Raw genomic sequence first — 16,674 nt, 5'->3', positions numbered from 1 at the left:
TAACGGCGAGATCATGCAGGGCGTGTCGTCAATCCCTGACGTGTGGGAGTGAGCCCGCTCACTCTCACACGGGTTCGCAGTGTTTGAAACGATGCGATCAGGCCTTCACCGTCCGGGCCACGTGCGCGGCGAAACCGTCGATAATGCTCTGCAGGAACGGCCGGGTTTTCTCGCTGAGCTTGCCCTGCTCATCGAAGAAGCTGCCAGCGTTACCCAGATACGCCTCAGGCTGCTGCATGCACAGCACATCAAGGAACACGAAACTCTGACGCAAGTGCTGGTTGGCACCGAAGCCGCCAATCGCGCCCGGAGAAACACTCACCACCGCCGCAGGCTTGGCTTTGCCCCAGGCGCTCTTGCCATAGGGCCGGGAGCCCACGTCAATGGCGTTTTTCAGCACGCCCGGCACCGAACGGTTGTATTCCGGCGTGACGAACAGAAAACCGTCCGCGCCTTGCAGCGCCTGACGGAACGCGGTGTAAGCGGCGGGCGGTGAATCCAGATCAATGTCTTCGTTGTAGAGCGGCAGATCGCCGATCTCGACGATGCTCAGTTTCAGGCTGGAGGGCGCCAACTCTGCCAGTGTGCGGGCAACCTTGCGGTTGAGTGAGTCTTTTCTCAGACTGCCGACGATCACCGCAATCGAATGAACCTGGCTCATGAAGCTGACCTTCTTCTAATGGAGGAATGGACAGTTATAGATGAAAGATGCGATGTCTACCGCCCTGTTTTTTCGTTATCACTGATCGAAAAAAATGATACGTGACGCCCATACCGGGTATTGCGGCGATACCGTTGGTCGAGACTATTTTTTCCTCCACGGAAAACTCCCCCTTAAAACAGCGGTCTGAGAGGCTTGAGTGAGGAAGGTACGTACATAACCTACAGAATTCCCTTACAAGCGGACACGGACCCTTCGCGCGCAGTGTTACGATGCGGACGAAAACGAGCAGTTATTTCCAGAGGTTACAAAGCAAATGGCTTCAGTTCTAGTTGGGCAATTTCATGCCAGAGATGCGGAAGGCCGCATCTACCCGGTGCATGAATTCCGCGAATCACAGCCGGAAGAGGCTGACGGCAAGGAGCCCGTGTCTACCTATCGCCTGGCCATTGGCGACCGCGTGACTCATCTGGGCGGCGACGAGTTCGAGTTGCTCCAGTCGGGAATCAAACTGACCAGGGTGGTTTAAAAGCCGTTACAGGCACCAGGCTTTACGTGGCACGTTAACGGCTGTCCGCAATCTGGCCACCGACCGCGTTCGGCTCAGCGCTTGCGGCTTGCAGCTAAAACACCAGATACCAGAAGATGGCGGCTTCGCGGGTGGCCGGATCAATCGCGCGATAACGCAGATGATCCACCCCGCCGACCACAAATCCGTAGCTTTCATACAGTTTGCACGCCGCCAGGTTGTTGTTCTGGGTTTCCAGCATGATGCCGGGCAGGTTGTGTTTCTGGCTCCAGAACTGCGCGACGTCCAGCAGTTTGCGTGCAACGCCATTGCGTCGGGCGACCGTGTCCACGGCGAGTTCATCAATGTGTGCAAAGCCGTTCCAGTGCTTGCTGATGACAATATGCCCCACTGGATCCTCGTCGAGCCACGCCACCAGCACGGTGCCGTCCGCCGCGTCCCGGTAATGGCAGAACTCTTCCGAGTCGATGCCGTAATTCTTGAGATAAGGTTCGACCGGGTCGATGCGCCATTGCGCGACCGGTGTGCCGATCTGCACCTGGGCGTAGCCGGTGACCGTAAACGTGAATTCGCAGTTGAGGATGTAGTCTTCGAAGCATTCGTCTGCGACACGAATGTTCAATGTCGGGTTCGCCATTGTCACCATGGGCCTCCTGCACCATCGATGAAAGGATCACACCCGTGTGCGGCCGGTCATCCATGATGCCCGCCGCCTACGTTGCAGCCCTTAAGCTTGAGCCTGAGCTTCCAGCAGTTGAGTCCACAATGCCGGCGCTCCGGCTGACTTGGCAATCACTGCGAGCCGCGCCTCATGGTCCGCCATTTCCGCCTCGCTGGCGACAATGACCCGGCCCGGCGCGCGATTGACGATGCGGCGAACTTCCGTCGGCCGGTCAGCACCGCCTTCGCCATCATTGTTACCCGCCAGAGACAAGGTCGTCTGGCCACCGGTCATCGCCAGATAGACGTCAGCCAGAATCTCGGAGTCGAGCAGTGCGCCGTGCAGTTCGCGGCCCGAGTTGTCGACATCGTAGCGTTTGCACAGGGCGTCGAGGCTGTTGCGCTGCCCTGGGTGACGCTCCCGGGCCATGGCCAGGGTATCGAGGATCGTGCAATAGGTGCTGAGGTCCGAACGGTCGTTCTGACCGATCAGGGCAAATTCGTTGTTGAGGAAGCCAACGTCGAACGCTGCGTTGTGGATGATCAGTTGCGCGCCTTTGATGAATTCGAAGAATTCATCGGCGACTTCAGCGAACCGGGGTTTGCCGATCAAGAACTGATCCGTGATGCCGTGAACGCCGATGGCGCCCTCGTCACTCTCGCGATCCGGTTGCAGGTACACGTGAAAGTGACGCCCGGTCAGGCGCCGACCGATCAACTCCACACAACCGATCTCGATCACCCGATGGCCATCAGTTACCGGCATGCCCGTGGTTTCGGTGTCGAGTACGACCCTGCGTTCAGTGATGATGTTTTGTACCGTCATTGCCTACCGCCTCACTTTCAGGCGCGAATACTAACATGGGTGTTTTCGGGATGTGCAGGACCGACGATCCCGCCCTGTGGGAGTGAATTCATTCGCGATACGGTTTATCAGTCGACCTCGTTAAGTCGAATGTACCGACGTCTCGCGAATGAATTCGCTCCCACAAGGGTTCAGCGGTTCTGGTTGCAACAATTAACCGTGTTTGATCCCACGCACTTCATCCACTCCACGGTTCGCCAACTGGTCGGCCCGTTCGTTGCCGTGGTGGCCAATGTGTCCGCGTACCCATTTCCAGGTGACGTTGTGGCGACTGACCTGCTCGTCCAGCTGTTTCCACAGGTCGGCATTCTTCACCGGCTCTTTGGCGGCGGTCTTCCAGCCGCGTTTCTTCCAGTTGACCATCCACTCGGTGATGCCTTTCATCACGTACTGGGAATCGGTCACCAGAATCACGTCGCAGGGACGCTTCAGCTCTTCCAGCCCGCGAATGGCGCCAAGCAGCTCCATGCGGTTATTGGTGGTGTTGGCCTCACCGCCCCACAGTTCCTTTTCAACGCCTTTACACACCAGCAACGCGCCCCAGCCGCCGGGGCCCGGGTTGCCTTTGCAGGCGCCATCGGAAAAGAGTTCTACGGTATCGCTCATTACGACTTATTCCAGAATTTTAAAGGCCGGGTACAGCCTGGAGATCAAGGCTCGGGGCTGCGCCGATTGACCTTGGCCATCGGCAATGGAAGCAGCTTGCCCATGGGCTCGCGACGCGGCATGCGCAAAGGCCGAAGCCCGACGACCAGCTTGCGCGCCACTAATAAATAGAAGCCGCCACCGGGGCTTTGCCAACCGTCGCCCAGACGCTCCAGGCCCGATAACCGGGTCTGCCACTTGGGCGAAGCAAGCGGCGGACGATAGCATCCGAACCGGCGTTTCTCCAGCGCAAAGCCCAGCAGGTTGAGCCAGTCCCCCACCCGGGAAGGCGAAATACAGCGCGCCCGGCGCAACGCGTCGTTGGCGAAGAAATGACGAATGCCCCAGGTGCTCCAAGGGTTGATGCCCACGATCAGCAGATGGCCACCCGGTCGCACGCTGCTCGCCGCTTCGCGCAGCAGGCCGTGGGGGGAAAGGCAGAAGTCCAGGCCGTGCTGCATCACCACGACATCCGCGGCATGCTCACTCAAGGGCCAGGCCTGTTCTTCACAGACGATCTCGACCCCCGGCAATGGCGCGCCCAACCGCACATTGCGCTGAACCTGTTTGGCGGCAGGCGGCGTTTGCGCCGACGGGCCGTAGTGCACGAGATAACCCCCGAAGAATCGCTCGAGCTCTTCCTCGAGCACCCGGCGCTCTTCTTCCAGCAGCAATTGCCCCAACGGCCCGGACAACCATTCACGGGCAGAGCTGATCAACTCAAGCCATTCGGGGTCGGCCTGGGCGAACGCTTCATCGGTCATTTCCGGTCTCCATGAGTGATCCTCGGCGAGCGCGGCTCGCCTGGACGCTGTTCAGACTCTAAGATGCTTCTTTGTTCTCAACAAAGCGAACCGCGCCATGATACAGATCGATGCTCTGCCCGCTTTCACCGACAACTACATCTGGTTGTTACAAGACAATGCCAGCAAGCGCTGCGCAGTCGTCGATCCGGGCGATGCGGCACCGGTCCTCGCCTGGCTGGGCAACAACCCCGGCTGGCAACTGAGTGACATCCTTGTGACTCACCATCATGCCGATCATACCGGCGGTGTCGCCGAGCTGAAAAACATCACGGGCGCCAACGTCTATGGGCCAGCCAACGAGAAAATTCCTGCCCGGGATGTCGCATTGTCCGACAATGATAAGATCACCGTACTCGGCCTTGGGTTCGCCGTCCATGCGGTTCCGGGCCACACACTGGGCCATATCGCCTTTTATCACGCCGATCCACAATCACCGCTGCTGTTTTGCGGCGACACTCTGTTCGCGGCTGGCTGCGGTCGCCTGTTCGAGGGCACGCCCGAGCAGATGCACCACTCGCTGTCCCGACTAGGCGCACTGCCCGACAACACCCGCGTCTACTGCACCCACGAATACACCTTGAGCAACCTGCGCTTTGCCGTGGCCGTCGAACCGAACAACCCCGACGTGACCGGCCGCTTCGAGCAAGTGACCCAATGGCGCGAAGAGAACCGCATCAGCCTGCCGTCCACGTTGGCGCTGGAACACAAGACCAATCCGTTTCTACGTGTTTCACAGCCTGCGGTGAAACAAAAAGCAGACGAACGGACCGGTACAGACAACACCTCGCCCACAGCGGTTTTTGCCGCCTTGAGGGCGTGGAAAGATAAGTTCTAATCCGCGTCGGGATCAGCACAAAAATTCTGAAAGGTTGACCGTTGTTAAGACGCTTTCTAGAATCGCCCGACATTTTCGACTGGAACTATCCCCCAGCCAATGTCGTCATCTATACGCAGAACCTTTAATTCCGACGCATTGACTCGGTTAGCTCAGGCAATCGCGGTGGTCGCGAGCGCAACATTGGCAGGCTGCCAGACCACCAGCAGTCTGGACCCTGCCGGCGCGTCAATCGCCTCTCACTCGCCCGCCACCGTCAAGCCGAAGTCGGTATTTGTCGCACGCAAACCAGCGCCTCTGGCTCCGCCACACGACGTGTGGGAGCGCATGCGTCAGGGCTTCCAGCTGCAGGATGGCAACGACCTCAACCCGCGCATCGATCAACAGCGTCTCTGGTTCGCTAACAACCCGTCGTTTCTCGAAACGGCTGGCGAGCGTGGCAGCCTGTATATGCATTACATCGTCGAGCGCCTGGAAGAACGCAACATGCCGCTGGAGCTGGCGCTGTTGCCCGTGATTGAAAGCGCCTACAACCCGATGGCGCTTTCACGCAGCGATGCTGCCGGGATCTGGCAGTTCATCCCGTCCACCGGCCGTTATTTCAACCTGCGTCAGACCAGTTTCTACGATGGCCGCCGCGACATCACGGCGTCCACCACGGCAGCGCTGGATTACCTGACCAAGCTGCACGACATGTTCAACGGTGACTGGCTGCTGGCCCTCGCCGCCTACAACGCCGGCGAAGGCACCGTCAGCCGGGCCATCGAACGCAACGAAAAGCTCAACCTCCCGACCGACTACTGGAACCTGCCACTGCCGCAGGAAACCCGCGACTATGTGCCTAAATTGCTGGCCCTCTCGCAGGTGGTCATGTCGCCGGAAGCGTATGGCGTCAACCTGAACCCGATCGACAACAAACCCTACTTCGACGTCGTTGAGCTGAACCAGCGCATGGACCTGAACAAGGTCGCGCAGATGGCCAACATCGACGAAGACGAGCTGATGCAGCTCAACCCCGCCTTCAAGAAGCGTCTGACCATCGACGGCCCGCAGCATTTGCTCGTGCCGACCTCGAAGTCGCAGTTGCTGACCGCCAGCCTGTCGAACATGAAGCCTGAAGAGCTGGTCGACTGGCAGCAATACCGCGTGCGTCCAGGTGACAGCCTGGCCAGCATTGCCAGCCGCTACAAAGTGTCGACCAGCACCATCAAAGACCTGAACAAGCTGTCCAGCAACCATTTGAAACGTGGTCAGGCGCTGACCATTCCGGTTCAGCCGGGCATGAAGACGGCGATGCCGGTGTTCGAAGAAGTGGCGGAAGTGGACGAAAAACCCGCTCGCACGCGCACCTACAAGGTCAAGAAAGGCGACAACCTGGGCCAGATCGCCCGCATCAACAAGGTTGAGGTGAAGGACCTGCAGCACTGGAACAAACTGTCGGGCTACAACCTGAAAGTGGGTCAGACCCTGGTCATGCAGGACAACAGCAAACCGGCCAGGACCCCTTCCCGCGCCGTCGCCAAAAACGACAGCAAAGCGGATGACGCAGATGGCAAGGCCACACAATACAAGATCCAGAAAGGCGACTCGCTGTACCTGGTGGCCAAACGTTTCAACGTCGAAATGCAACACCTCAAGCGCTGGAACCCTCGCAGCGGCCAGGCGCTGAAGCCGGGGCAGACGCTGACGGTTTATCTGCCGCATTGATGGGCGCACAACTGGGCAGTATTCACCGATTGCCCGCCTGGAAAACGATCCCGTTGTAGGAGCGCGCTTGCCCGCGATTGCGGCGTGTCAAACGACAGATGTGTCACAGACATACCGCATTCGCGGGCAAGCGCGCTCCTACAGGTGAGCATCCACGACTCCCCTTTTTCCAGCCCATACAAGCTGTTACTGTGACCGACCGCTGCCTGGATCGAATGCCCATTTGATACGCCCATTGCTGCTGATTTCCAGCCTGGTCTTGAGCACGACAGCCGCCGCGACCATCAGCGAAAGCCATGGTTACGCACAGTTCGGTGTCCTCAAGTATCCGGCCAGCTTCACCCATTTCGACTGGGTCAATCCCGAGGCGCCGAAGGCTGGCACCTTGCGAATCATGGCCAACGGGACGTTCGACACCCTCAATCCCTACACTTTCAAGGGCAGCAGCCCGATTTCGACGCCCAACTTCGGTCAGTACGGCGTCAGCGAGCTGAACGAACCGTTGATGGTCGGTACCGGTCAGTACGATCCTTCCGGCGACGAAGCCACCTCCAGTTACGGCCTGATTGCCAAATCGGTCGAATACAGCGAAGACCGCAGCTGGGTGGTGTTCAACCTGCGCCCGGAAGCCCGCTTCCACGACGGCAAACCGATCACGGCCTATGACGTGGCGTTCTCTTACCGAACGCTGCTCAAGGACGGCCATCCGCAGTACCGCACGGCGTTGCAGGAAGTGCAGCGGGTGGACATTCTCAACCGGCATCGCATTCGCTTCGTGTTCAAGCGGTCCGGCAATCCATTATTGATTCTGCGCCTCGGTGAATTGCCGGTGCTGCCCCAGCATTACTGGAAGAACCGCGACTTCAAGGCCACGACCTTCGAGCCGCCTCTGGGCAGTGGTCCTTATCGCATCACCCAAGTGCGTCCCGGTCGCAGCCTGGTGTTCGAGCGGGTGAAGGATTACTGGGGCAAGGATTTGGCGGTCAATCGCGGCAAGTACAACTTCAATCGCGTGGAAGTCGAGTTCTACCGCGACGCCGACGTCGCCTTCGAAGCGTTCAAGGCGGGCGAGTTCGACATTTACATCGAGCATCAGGCCAAGAACTGGTCGACAGGTTACGACTTCCCGGCTGTGGCTAACGGCAGCGTGATCAAGGCGCAGATTGCGCATCAGATCCCGACGCAGACCCAAGGCCTGTTCATGAACACCCGTCGCGGCACCTTCGCCGACATCAAGGTGCGTGAAGCCTTGGGCCTGATGTTCAACTTCGAGTGGACCAACCGTACGTTGTTCAACAATGCCTACAGTCGCTCGACCAGCTATTACCCCAACAGCGAGTTTTCCGCGACCGACCTGCCCGCCGGTCGCGAGTTTCTGACGCTGTCGCCCTATCGCGATCAACTGCCGCCCAAGCTGTTCACCCAGCCGTTCACGGTGTCAAAAACCGACGGCGGCGGCGTGCCACGCGACACCTTGCGTAAAGCGCTGGGTCTGCTGGCCGAAGCCGGCTGGAAATTCACTGACCGTGGCCTGACCAACAATGCCGGCCAACCGTTGCGTTTCGAAATACTTCTGGTCAACCCCAATCTAGAACGAATCCTGCAGCCCTACATCGAAGACCTGACGCGGATCGGCATCGATGCCCGGCTGCGCACGGTGGATCGTGCCCAATACAAACAGCGCCTGGACCAGTTCGATTTCGACATGATTCTGATGACCCTGAACCAGACGCTGAGTCCGGGCCTGGAACAGTGGCAGTATTTCCACTCCAGCCAGGCCAGCATCAGAGGCAGCAAGAATTACGCAGGCATCGCCAACCCGGTTGTGGATAACCTGCTCAACCAGCTGTTGGCGGCGAAAACCCGGGACGATCAGGTCGCGGCCACCAAGGCACTGGACCGCGTTCTGCTCTGGCAGCACTACATGATTCCCAACTGGTTCCTCAACAATCATCGCCTGGCGTACCGCAACCGGTTCGCCTTCGTCACCACCCCGCCCTATACCCTGGGCCTGCGTGCGTGGTGGCTCAAGCCTTCGGAGAAAACTCAATGACCGCACTGCGCGCCGTGACACGGGCCGGCGGCCTGTTCCTGCTCGGCCCTCTTCTATTGGGGATGGCCTGCTCATCCCAGGCGGCCCCGCAACATGCCATCACGCTGTACAACGAGCCACCGAAATACCCGGCCGACTTTAAACACTTCGACTACGTGAACCCGGATGCACCCAAGGGCGGGATTCTGCGCAGTGCCGGTTTTGGCGGGTTCGACAGCCTCAACCCGTTCATCAGCAAAGGCGTGCCTGCCGATGATATCGGCCTGATCTACGACACCCTCGCGCGTCAGGGCCTGGACGAACCGTTCACCGAATACGGCCTGATTGCGGGCAAAATTGAAAAAGCCCCGGACAACAGCTGGGTGCGGTTCTACCTGCGCCCCGAAGCGAAGTTCAACGACGGCCATCCGGTGCGCGCCGAAGACGTGGTGTTCAGTTTCAACACCCTGATCAAGGATGGCTCGCCGCTCTACCGCAGTTACTACGCCGACGTCGATCAGGTGGTCGCGGAGGATCCGCTGACCGTGCTGTTCAAGTTCAAGCACAACGACAACCGCGAATTGCCGTTGATCATTGGCCAGTTGCCGGTCCTGCCGAAGCATTGGTGGGCGTCCCGTGATTTCAACAAGGGCAACCTGGAAATCCCGCTGGGCAGCGGGCCGTACAAGGTGGTCGACGTCAAGGCCGGGCGCTCGGTGCGCTATGAGCGGGTGAAGGATTACTGGGGCAAGGACCTGCCGGTCAACAAAGGCCTCTACAACTTCGACAGGCTGTCGACCGACTATTACCGCGACAACACCGTTGCGCTCGAAGCGCTAAAGGCCGGGGCTTTCGATTTCTGGCAGGAAATGACCGCCAAGAACTGGGCCACGGCCTACGACGTGCCCGCCGTGCGCGAAGGCCGACTGATCAAGGAAGAAATCCCAAACGGCAACCCGCAGGGCATGCAGGGCTTCATCTTCAACCTGCGCAAGCCGATGTTCCAGGACGTCCGCGTGCGTCAGGCATTGAGCCTGTTGCTGGACTTCGAGTGGACCAACAAACAGCTGTTCTTTGGCACGTACACCCGTACCAAGAGTTACTTCGACAACTCGGATATGGCCTCGCGCGGCCTGCCGTCGGACGCCGAACTGAAAATCCTCGAACCGCTGCGCGACAAGCTGCCTGCGCCGCTCTTCACGGATGAGTTCAAGCTGCCGGTGACTGACGGCAGCGGCATCATTCGCGACCAACAGCGCAAAGCCTTCCAGCTGCTCAAGGACGCGGGCTGGAAAATCGTCGGCGACAAGATGGTCGACACCGAAGGCAAGCCGGTCAGCATTGAATTTCTGCTGGCCCAGACTGAATTCGAGCGCGTGTTGCTGCCGTTCAAGCGCAACCTGGCCGACATCGGCATCAACCTCGACATCCGTCGGGTCGATGTCTCGCAATACATCACCCGCCGCCGCTCGCGCGACTACGACATGATCGTCGGCAGTTTCCCGCAGTCCAGCTCACCGGGTAATGAGCAACGCGAATACTGGGACTCGTCGGCTGCGGACAAACCGGGCAGCTACAACCTGATCGGCCTCAAAGACCCCGCCGTCGACACCCTGGTCAGCGGCCTGATCAACGCCGATTCAAGGCAGAGCCTGATCGACCACGCTCGCGCCCTCGACCGCGCGCTGCTGTGGGGTTATTACGTGATCCCCAACTGGCACATCAAGACCTGGCGTCTGGCCTACTGGGACCATCTCGGTCACCCGAAAAAATCGCCGCTGTACGACATCGGCACCATGACCTGGTGGGTCAAACCCGATGCGACGCCTGCGATTCCAGTGCAGACCGCGCCTGACCTCGCCGAACCTGAAGCTGCGCCATCCAAAGGCACGGAGCAATAACATGCTGGCGTACATGCTGCGGCGCTTGCTGCTGATCGTGCCGACCCTGTTCGGCATCCTGCTCATCAACTTCGTGATCATCCAGGCCGCGCCGGGCGGCCCGGTGGAACAGATGATCGCCAAGCTCGAAGGCTTCGAGGGCGCCACCAGCCGGATCGCCGGCGGCGGCGCGGAAGTCTCCGTGGCAGGCTCGACCTACCGTGGCGCGCAGGGCCTGGACCCGAGCCTGATCAAGGAGATCGAGCACATGTACGGCTTCGACAAGTCGGCGCCGGAACGCTTGTGGATCATGGTCAAGAACTACGCCCGTCTGGACTTCGGCGACAGTTTCTTCCGCGACGCCAAGGTGATCGACCTGATCGTCGAGAAGATGCCCGTCTCGATCTCCCTAGGGCTGTGGAGCACGCTGATCATGTACCTGGTGTCGATCCCGCTGGGAATCGCCAAAGCCACGCGGCACGGCAGCCAGTTCGACGTCTGGACCAGTTCGGCGATCATCGTCGGTTACGCCATCCCCGCCTTCCTGTTCGCCATCCTGCTGATCGTGGTGTTTGCCGGCGGCAGTTATTTCGACTGGTTTCCGTTGCGCGGCCTGACGTCCAGCAACTTCGATGAGCTGACCTGGCTGGGCAAAGTGGGCGACTACTTCTGGCACCTGGTCCTGCCGATCACTGCACTGGTGATCGGTAACTTCGCCACCATGACCCTGCTGACCAAGAACAGCTTCCTCGACGAAATCGGCAAGCAGTACGTGATCACCGCCAAGGCCAAGGGCCTGACCCAGCGTCGGGTCCTGTACGGGCACGTGTTCCGCAATGCCATGTTGTTGGTGATCGCGGGTTTCCCGTCGGCCTTCATTGGCATCTTCTTCACCGGCTCACTGCTTGTAGAAGTGATCTTTTCCCTCGACGGCCTGGGCCTGATGAGCTTTGAAGCCGCGATCAACCGCGACTATCCGGTGGTGTTCGGCACGCTGTTCATCTTCACCCTGCTGGGGCTGGTGGTGAAACTGATCGGCGACCTGACCTACACGCTGGTTGACCCACGTATCGACTTCGACCGCAGGGATCATTGATATGACGTTGTCCCCTCTCAATCGACGCCGTTTCGAACGATTCAAGGCCAACAAACGTGGCTGGTGGTCGCTGTGGCTGTTCCTCATTCTGTTCGGGCTGAGCCTGGGCGCCGAGTTGATCGCCAACGACAAGCCGCTCGCCGTGCGCTATGACGGCCACTGGTATTTCCCGGTGCTGGAACGCTACCCGGAAACCACCTTCGGCGGCGAGTTCCCGCTGGAAGCCAATTACAAAAGCCCGTACATCAAAGAACTGCTGGCAGCCAAAGGCGGCTGGACCCTGTGGGCGCCGATCCCGTTCAGCTATCAGAGCATCAACTACGACCTGAAAGTCCCGGCGCCCGCCCCGCCTTCGCGGGAGAACCTGCTGGGCACCGATGACCAGGGGCGGGACGTGCTGGCGCGGGTGATTTACGGCTTCCGCGTCTCTGTGTTGTTCGCCCTGACCCTGACCATCCTCAGTTCGATCATCGGCGTCATCGCGGGTGCATTGCAGGGGTTCTATGGCGGCTGGGTGGATCTGGTTGGCCAGCGCTTTCTGGAGATCTGGTCAGGCCTGCCGGTGCTGTACCTGTTGATCATCCTCGCCAGTTTCGTCCAGCCCAATTTCTGGTGGCTGCTGGGCATCATGCTGCTGTTCTCGTGGATGAGCCTGGTCGACGTGGTACGCGCCGAATTCCTGCGCGGGCGCAACCTGGAATACGTGCGCGCCGCGCGGGCGCTGGGCATGCAGAACGGCGCGATCATGTTCCGCCACATCCTGCCCAACGCCATGGTCTCGACCATGACCTTCATGCCGTTCATCCTCACCGGCGCGATCGGAACGCTGACCGCGCTGGACTTCCTGGGCTTCGGCCTGCCTGCCGGCTCTCCCTCGTTGGGCGAACTGGTTGCACAGGGCAAATCCAACCTGCAAGCGCCGTGGCTGGGCATGAGTGCTTTTGCCGTGCTGGCGATCATGTTGAGTTTGCTGGTGTTCATCGGCGAATCCGCCCGTGACGCATTCGACCCGAGGAAATGAGATGAATCAGGACAATCTGATCGAAATCCGCAACCTGTCCGTCGAGTTCGTCACCGGCGACAAGGTCCAGCGCGTGGTCGAAGGCGTCAGCTTTGACATCCCCAAGGGCGAAACCCTGGCGCTGGTCGGCGAAAGCGGATCCGGCAAGTCAGTCACCGCGCATTCGATCCTGCGCCTGCTGCCCTACCCGCTCGCGCGGCATCCCACCGGGACGATTCAGTACGCGGGCAACGAATTGCTGACGGTCAGCGAGAAACGTATGCGCGCCATTCGCGGCAACCGGATCGCGATGATCTTTCAGGAGCCGATGACCTCGCTGAATCCGTTGCAGTCGATCGAAAAGCAGATCAACGAGGTGCTCGGCCTGCACAAGGGCCTGACCGGCAAAGCCGCCACTCGGCGCACACTGGAGCTGCTGGAACTGGTAGGCATCCCTGAACCTCTGAAACGCCTCAAAGCCCTGCCACACGAGCTCTCCGGCGGTCAGCGCCAGCGTGTGATGATCGCCATGGCGCTGGCCAACGAGCCGGAACTGCTGATCGCCGACGAACCGACCACGGCGCTGGACGTCACGGTGCAGCTGAAAATCCTCAAACTGCTCAAGGAATTGCAGGCGCGTCTGGGCATGGCCTTGCTGTTGATCAGCCACGATTTGAACGTGGTTCGACAAATTGCCAACCGAGTATGTGTCATGCAGCGCGGTTGCATCGTCGAACAGGCATCGTGCGAAGAGCTGTTCCGTGCGCCGCAGCATCCGTACACCAAAGAACTGCTGAGTGCCGAGCCCAAAGGCGGCCCTGCGAACAACGCTCCCGGCGCGCCGATGCTTGAAGTCGAAGACCTGAAAGTCTGGTTTCCGATCAAGAAAGGCGTGTTCAAGCGCACCGTCGATCACGTCAAAGCCGTAGACGGCATCCACTTCAGTCTGCCCAAGGGCCAGACGCTGGGGATTGTCGGCGAAAGCGGCTCGGGCAAGTCGACGTTGGGGCTGGCGATTCTGCGGTTGATTCGCAGCGAAGGCGAGATACGCTTTCAGGGCGATTCACTGGCGTGTCTCAAGCAGGATCAAGTGCGTCCGTTAAGACGCCAGATGCAGGTGGTGTTTCAGGACCCGTTCGGCAGCCTTAGCCCGCGCATGTCGGTGTGCGACATCGTCGGCGAAGGCCTGCGTATCCACAAGATCGGCACGCCGGTGGAGCAGGAAGCCGCGGTGATCGAAGCGCTCAAGGAGGTAGGTCTGGACCCGGACACCCGGCACCGCTACCCCCATGAGTTTTCCGGTGGACAACGGCAAAGGATCGCCATTGCCCGGGCATTAGTGTTAAAACCGGCGCTGATTTTACTGGACGAGCCGACTTCGGCCCTCGACCGGACCGTTCAGCGCCAGGTGGTGGAGCTTTTGCGCTCCCTGCAAACGAAGTACAACCTGACGTATTTGTTTATCAGCCATGACCTGGCGGTCGTCAAAGCGCTGAGCCACCAACTGATGGTGGTCAAGCAAGGCCAAGTGGTCGAACAGGGTATGGCAGAAGACATCTTCGCCGCACCGCAACATCCTTATACACAGCAGCTGCTGGAAGCCGCCTTCTTGGCGCCGGCAGCTGTCGATTAACCTGAAGAGGAACAAACCATGGGTTTTCTCGCCGGTAAGCGCGTCCTGATCGTCGGTGTCGCCAGCAAACTGTCCATCGCATCCGGCATTGCTGCCGCCATGCATCGCGAGGGCGCTGAGCTTGCCTTCACCTACCAGAACGAAAAACTCAAAGGCCGCGTTGAAGAATTCGCAGCCGGCTGGGGTTCGAACGCCGACCTGTGCTTCCCGTGCGACGTGGCCAGCGATGAAGAAATCGCCAAGGTCTTCGAAGCACTGAGCAAGAAGTGGGACGGTCTGGACTGCATCGTGCACTCCGTGGGCTTCGCCCCGGGCGATCAACTGGACGGCGACTTCACCCAAGCCACCACCCGTGACGGTTTCCGTATTGCTCACGACATCAGCGCCTACAGCTTCGTGGCGCTGGCCAAAGCCGGTCGCGAAATGATGAAAGGCCGCAATGGCAGCCTGCTGACCCTGTCGTACCTGGGCGCCGAGCGCACCATGCCTAACTACAACGTGATGGGTATGGCCAAGGCCAGTCTGGAAGCCGGTGTTCGTTATCTGGCCCGCAGCCTTGGCCCGGAAGGCACCCGCGTCAACGCGGTATCGGCGGGTCCGATTCGTACTCTGGCAGCTTCGGGTATCTCGAACTTCCGTAAAATGCTGGCTGCCAACGAAGCGCAGACACCGCTGCGTCGCAACGTGACCATTGAAGAAGTCGGCAATGCCGGCGCCTTCCTATGCTCTGACCTGGCGTCCGGTGTCAGCGGCGAGATCATGTACGTCGACGGTGGCTTCAACACCACGGCGATGGGTGATCTGGAAGGTTGATGCTTTAACCTTCGTGCACCCTTTGTAGCCGGCTTGCTGGCGAATGCGGTGGGTCAGTCAGCGGTTTGCTGAGTGGCCTGCCGTTTTTTTTGGCCGGCGTTTTTTGGGGTGGTGGTGGGTGTATATCCGTTATTTATGGTGACGCGGATTATGGTTCCGCTCTAGAAAATCAAAAGCAAAAGTATCGGCTGTGCGAATCCTGTAGGAGCGCGCTTGCCCGCGATCTGCCGGGAACCGGCAGCAAAACCTGTGCATGCGGGGTGATAGGCAGAACCGAGTCGCCTGATTTTGCTACCGCTACGCGGCAGATCGCGGGCAAGCGCGCTCCTACAGGATGCCGTGCGGTCGATAGATGCACGACTCAAGAAAGCGAAGAGCGTTAGCTCCAGCCCAAGTTGCTCTTGGACGCGACAGCCCAGACGCCGCAAAACGCGACTTGGGTGCAGGCCAAACGCAGACGGCGCACAGTGGGTCGAGCGGCAGGGATGCCGCGAGAGCGCTGCCAGGACATGGATGTCCGTTCAGCGCGGGCCCACGGAGCGTCGTCGGAGTGCGGGTACCCGACGAAGTCGGGCCCAACCAGGAGCAGGGCACTTTTGGTTACTTTTGGTGCCTTTTCAAAAGTGACCCGCCGGAGGGGCGGAAAGGTGATTAGGCGCCACCCAGGAAAATGGATCAGCTCACAATCCCAACGCCACCCCCAACAAACCCACCAACCGCCAACGTCAAAAACTAAAAAGCCCTCCTGTCGTCTCCGTTTGGCCTTCACCCAAATCGTGACTTGTGGTGTCTGGGCTATCGCGCAGGAAGATCAAAAGCCAAAGCCAAAGCCAAAGCGAAAACAAAAGCTGGAGGTCGTGCGATCTCCTGTAGCAGTCCGGCTTGCCGGCGGCAGCGATCTCACGGACGCCAACGCCGGCAAGCCGGATTGCTACAGAGGTCTGTGCCCGCCGCCGAACCTGTAGGAGCGGTCGGAGGTTACGACGGCCGCGAAAGCGGTGGGTCAGCTGCAAATGTTTTATCTGATACACCACCTTCGCGGCCGTCGTGACCTCCGACTGCTCCTACAAGGGGATCGGGGCGAGGCCAAGATCAACGTTCGCTTTTGATCTTGATCTTCATACGCGATAGATCAGACGCCGCAGAACGCGACTTGGGTGCAGGCCAAACGCAGACGACGCGCAGTGGGCCGAGCGGCAGGGATGCCGCGAGAGCGCTGCCAGGACATGGATGTCCGTTCAGCGCGGGCCCACGGAGCGTCGTAGGAGTGCGGGTACCCGACGAAGTCGGGCCCAACCAGGAGCAGGGCACTTTTGGTTACTTTTGGTGCCTTTTCAAAAGTGACCCGCCGGAGGGGCGGAAAGGTGATTAGGCGCTACCCAGGAAAATGGATCAGCTCACAATCCCAACGCCAAAAGTAAGCGTACGGGGAATACGCCTTGCGTAGATCAGCCAGGCATCCACTGATGCGGCAGTAGATGCTCGATCTCACTAGCTTTCTGCGTCGGCAAT

14 protein-coding genes are annotated in these 16,674 nt (G+C 59.7%); 9 read left to right on the top strand and 5 right to left on the bottom strand.

The window, feature by feature from the left end; all coding sequences use genetic code 11:
• Positions 1–97 precede the first annotated feature (97 nt).
• Positions 98–661 (bottom strand): NADPH-dependent FMN reductase, encoded by a 564-nt coding sequence (locus BLS87_RS32100; RefSeq protein WP_074759163.1) that lies wholly within the window; start codon positions 659–661, stop codon positions 98–100.
• A gap of 316 nt (positions 662–977) precedes the next feature.
• On the opposite strand from BLS87_RS32100, the gene BLS87_RS32095 reads away from it, so the two are divergent.
• A complete protein-coding gene (locus tag BLS87_RS32095; RefSeq protein ID WP_074759161.1) occupies positions 978–1,190 on the top strand; it encodes a hypothetical protein in 213 nt (70 codons plus the stop codon).
• Between the two features lie 94 nt (positions 1,191–1,284).
• Here the strand turns inward: BLS87_RS32095 and BLS87_RS32090 are convergent, their stop codons facing one another.
• From BLS87_RS32090 to BLS87_RS32075, 4 genes are all read right to left on the bottom strand, one after another.
• On the bottom strand, positions 1,285–1,833 hold the full coding sequence (locus tag BLS87_RS32090) for a GNAT family N-acetyltransferase (RefSeq protein WP_074759201.1): 549 nt from the start codon (positions 1,831–1,833) through the stop codon (positions 1,285–1,287).
• Positions 1,834–1,917: 84 nt separating this feature from the next.
• Entirely contained in the window at positions 1,918–2,676 is a 759-nt protein-coding gene (dnaQ, locus tag BLS87_RS32085; RefSeq protein WP_074759159.1) for a DNA polymerase III subunit epsilon, read from the bottom strand.
• A gap of 192 nt (positions 2,677–2,868) precedes the next feature.
• Positions 2,869–3,321, bottom strand: coding sequence for a ribonuclease HI (gene rnhA / locus BLS87_RS32080; protein ID WP_074759157.1), 453 nt, complete (start codon positions 3,319–3,321; stop codon positions 2,869–2,871).
• A 44-nt stretch (positions 3,322–3,365) separates the two neighbouring features.
• Complete coding sequence (locus BLS87_RS32075; protein WP_074759155.1) at positions 3,366–4,124, bottom strand: class I SAM-dependent methyltransferase; 759 nt, start codon at positions 4,122–4,124, stop codon at positions 3,366–3,368.
• Between the two features lie 97 nt (positions 4,125–4,221).
• Here BLS87_RS32075 and gloB point away from each other — a divergent pair, with 97 nt between their 5' ends.
• The 8 genes from gloB (at position 4,222) to fabI (ending at position 15,162) form a co-directional block, all read left to right on the top strand.
• Complete coding sequence (gene gloB, locus BLS87_RS32070; protein WP_074759153.1) at positions 4,222–5,001, top strand: hydroxyacylglutathione hydrolase; 780 nt, start codon at positions 4,222–4,224, stop codon at positions 4,999–5,001.
• Positions 5,002–5,100: 99 nt separating this feature from the next.
• A complete protein-coding gene (locus BLS87_RS32065; RefSeq protein ID WP_074759150.1) occupies positions 5,101–6,708 on the top strand; it encodes a LysM peptidoglycan-binding domain-containing protein in 1,608 nt (535 codons plus the stop codon).
• A 223-nt stretch (positions 6,709–6,931) separates the two neighbouring features.
• Positions 6,932–8,761: an extracellular solute-binding protein gene (locus BLS87_RS32060; RefSeq protein ID WP_074759148.1), complete on the top strand. Its 1,830-nt coding sequence runs from the start codon at positions 6,932–6,934 to the stop codon at positions 8,759–8,761.
• Entirely contained in the window at positions 8,758–10,641 is a 1,884-nt protein-coding gene (locus tag BLS87_RS32055; protein WP_074759146.1) for an extracellular solute-binding protein, read from the top strand. The genes BLS87_RS32060 and BLS87_RS32055 overlap by 4 nt, the downstream gene beginning before the upstream one ends.
• Before the next feature lies 1 nt (position 10,642).
• A complete protein-coding gene (locus BLS87_RS32050; RefSeq protein WP_074759143.1) occupies positions 10,643–11,716 on the top strand; it encodes a microcin C ABC transporter permease YejB in 1,074 nt (357 codons plus the stop codon).
• A 1-nt stretch (position 11,717) separates the two neighbouring features.
• Positions 11,718–12,737, top strand: coding sequence for an ABC transporter permease (locus BLS87_RS32045; RefSeq protein WP_074759141.1), 1,020 nt, complete (start codon positions 11,718–11,720; stop codon positions 12,735–12,737).
• 1 nt (position 12,738) lies between these two features.
• A complete protein-coding gene (locus BLS87_RS32040; RefSeq protein WP_074759139.1) occupies positions 12,739–14,349 on the top strand; it encodes an ABC transporter ATP-binding protein in 1,611 nt (536 codons plus the stop codon).
• A gap of 18 nt (positions 14,350–14,367) precedes the next feature.
• Positions 14,368–15,162 carry an enoyl-ACP reductase FabI gene (gene fabI / locus BLS87_RS32035; RefSeq protein ID WP_074759137.1) on the top strand — a complete coding sequence of 265 codons (795 nt, stop codon included), beginning with the start codon at positions 14,368–14,370 and terminating at the stop codon, positions 15,160–15,162.
• The last annotated feature ends 1,512 nt before the right edge of the window (positions 15,163–16,674 follow it).

Origin of the sequence: Pseudomonas abietaniphila (assembly GCF_900100795.1) — a bacterium.
GTDB classification, from domain to species: domain Bacteria; phylum Pseudomonadota; class Gammaproteobacteria; order Pseudomonadales; family Pseudomonadaceae; genus Aquipseudomonas; species Aquipseudomonas abietaniphila.
The sequence above is the reverse complement of the archived record's forward strand: the minus strand, read 5'-3'. Positions and strand labels throughout refer to the sequence as shown.

What these genes read in the sequence shown, in the direction of transcription:
- BLS87_RS32100 (WP_074759163.1), bottom strand. Translation starts at nt 661, where the DNA reads ATGAGCCAGGTTCATTCGATTGCGGTGATCGTCGGCAGTCTGAGAAAA.
- BLS87_RS32095 (WP_074759161.1), top strand. Translation starts at nt 978, where the DNA reads ATGGCTTCAGTTCTAGTTGGGCAATTTCATGCCAGAGATGCGGAAGGC.
- dnaQ (WP_074759159.1), bottom strand. Translation starts at nt 2,676, where the DNA reads ATGACGGTACAAAACATCATCACTGAACGCAGGGTCGTACTCGACACC.
- rnhA (WP_074759157.1), bottom strand. Translation starts at nt 3,321, where the DNA reads ATGAGCGATACCGTAGAACTCTTTTCCGATGGCGCCTGCAAAGGCAAC.
- BLS87_RS32075 (WP_074759155.1), bottom strand. Translation starts at nt 4,124, where the DNA reads ATGACCGATGAAGCGTTCGCCCAGGCCGACCCCGAATGGCTTGAGTTG.
- gloB (WP_074759153.1), top strand. Translation starts at nt 4,222, where the DNA reads ATGATACAGATCGATGCTCTGCCCGCTTTCACCGACAACTACATCTGG.
- BLS87_RS32065 (WP_074759150.1), top strand. Translation starts at nt 5,101, where the DNA reads ATGTCGTCATCTATACGCAGAACCTTTAATTCCGACGCATTGACTCGG.
- BLS87_RS32055 (WP_074759146.1), top strand. Translation starts at nt 8,758, where the DNA reads ATGACCGCACTGCGCGCCGTGACACGGGCCGGCGGCCTGTTCCTGCTC.
- BLS87_RS32050 (WP_074759143.1), top strand. Translation starts at nt 10,643, where the DNA reads ATGCTGGCGTACATGCTGCGGCGCTTGCTGCTGATCGTGCCGACCCTG.
- BLS87_RS32045 (WP_074759141.1), top strand. Translation starts at nt 11,718, where the DNA reads ATGACGTTGTCCCCTCTCAATCGACGCCGTTTCGAACGATTCAAGGCC.
- BLS87_RS32040 (WP_074759139.1), top strand. Translation starts at nt 12,739, where the DNA reads ATGAATCAGGACAATCTGATCGAAATCCGCAACCTGTCCGTCGAGTTC.
- fabI (WP_074759137.1), top strand. Translation starts at nt 14,368, where the DNA reads ATGGGTTTTCTCGCCGGTAAGCGCGTCCTGATCGTCGGTGTCGCCAGC.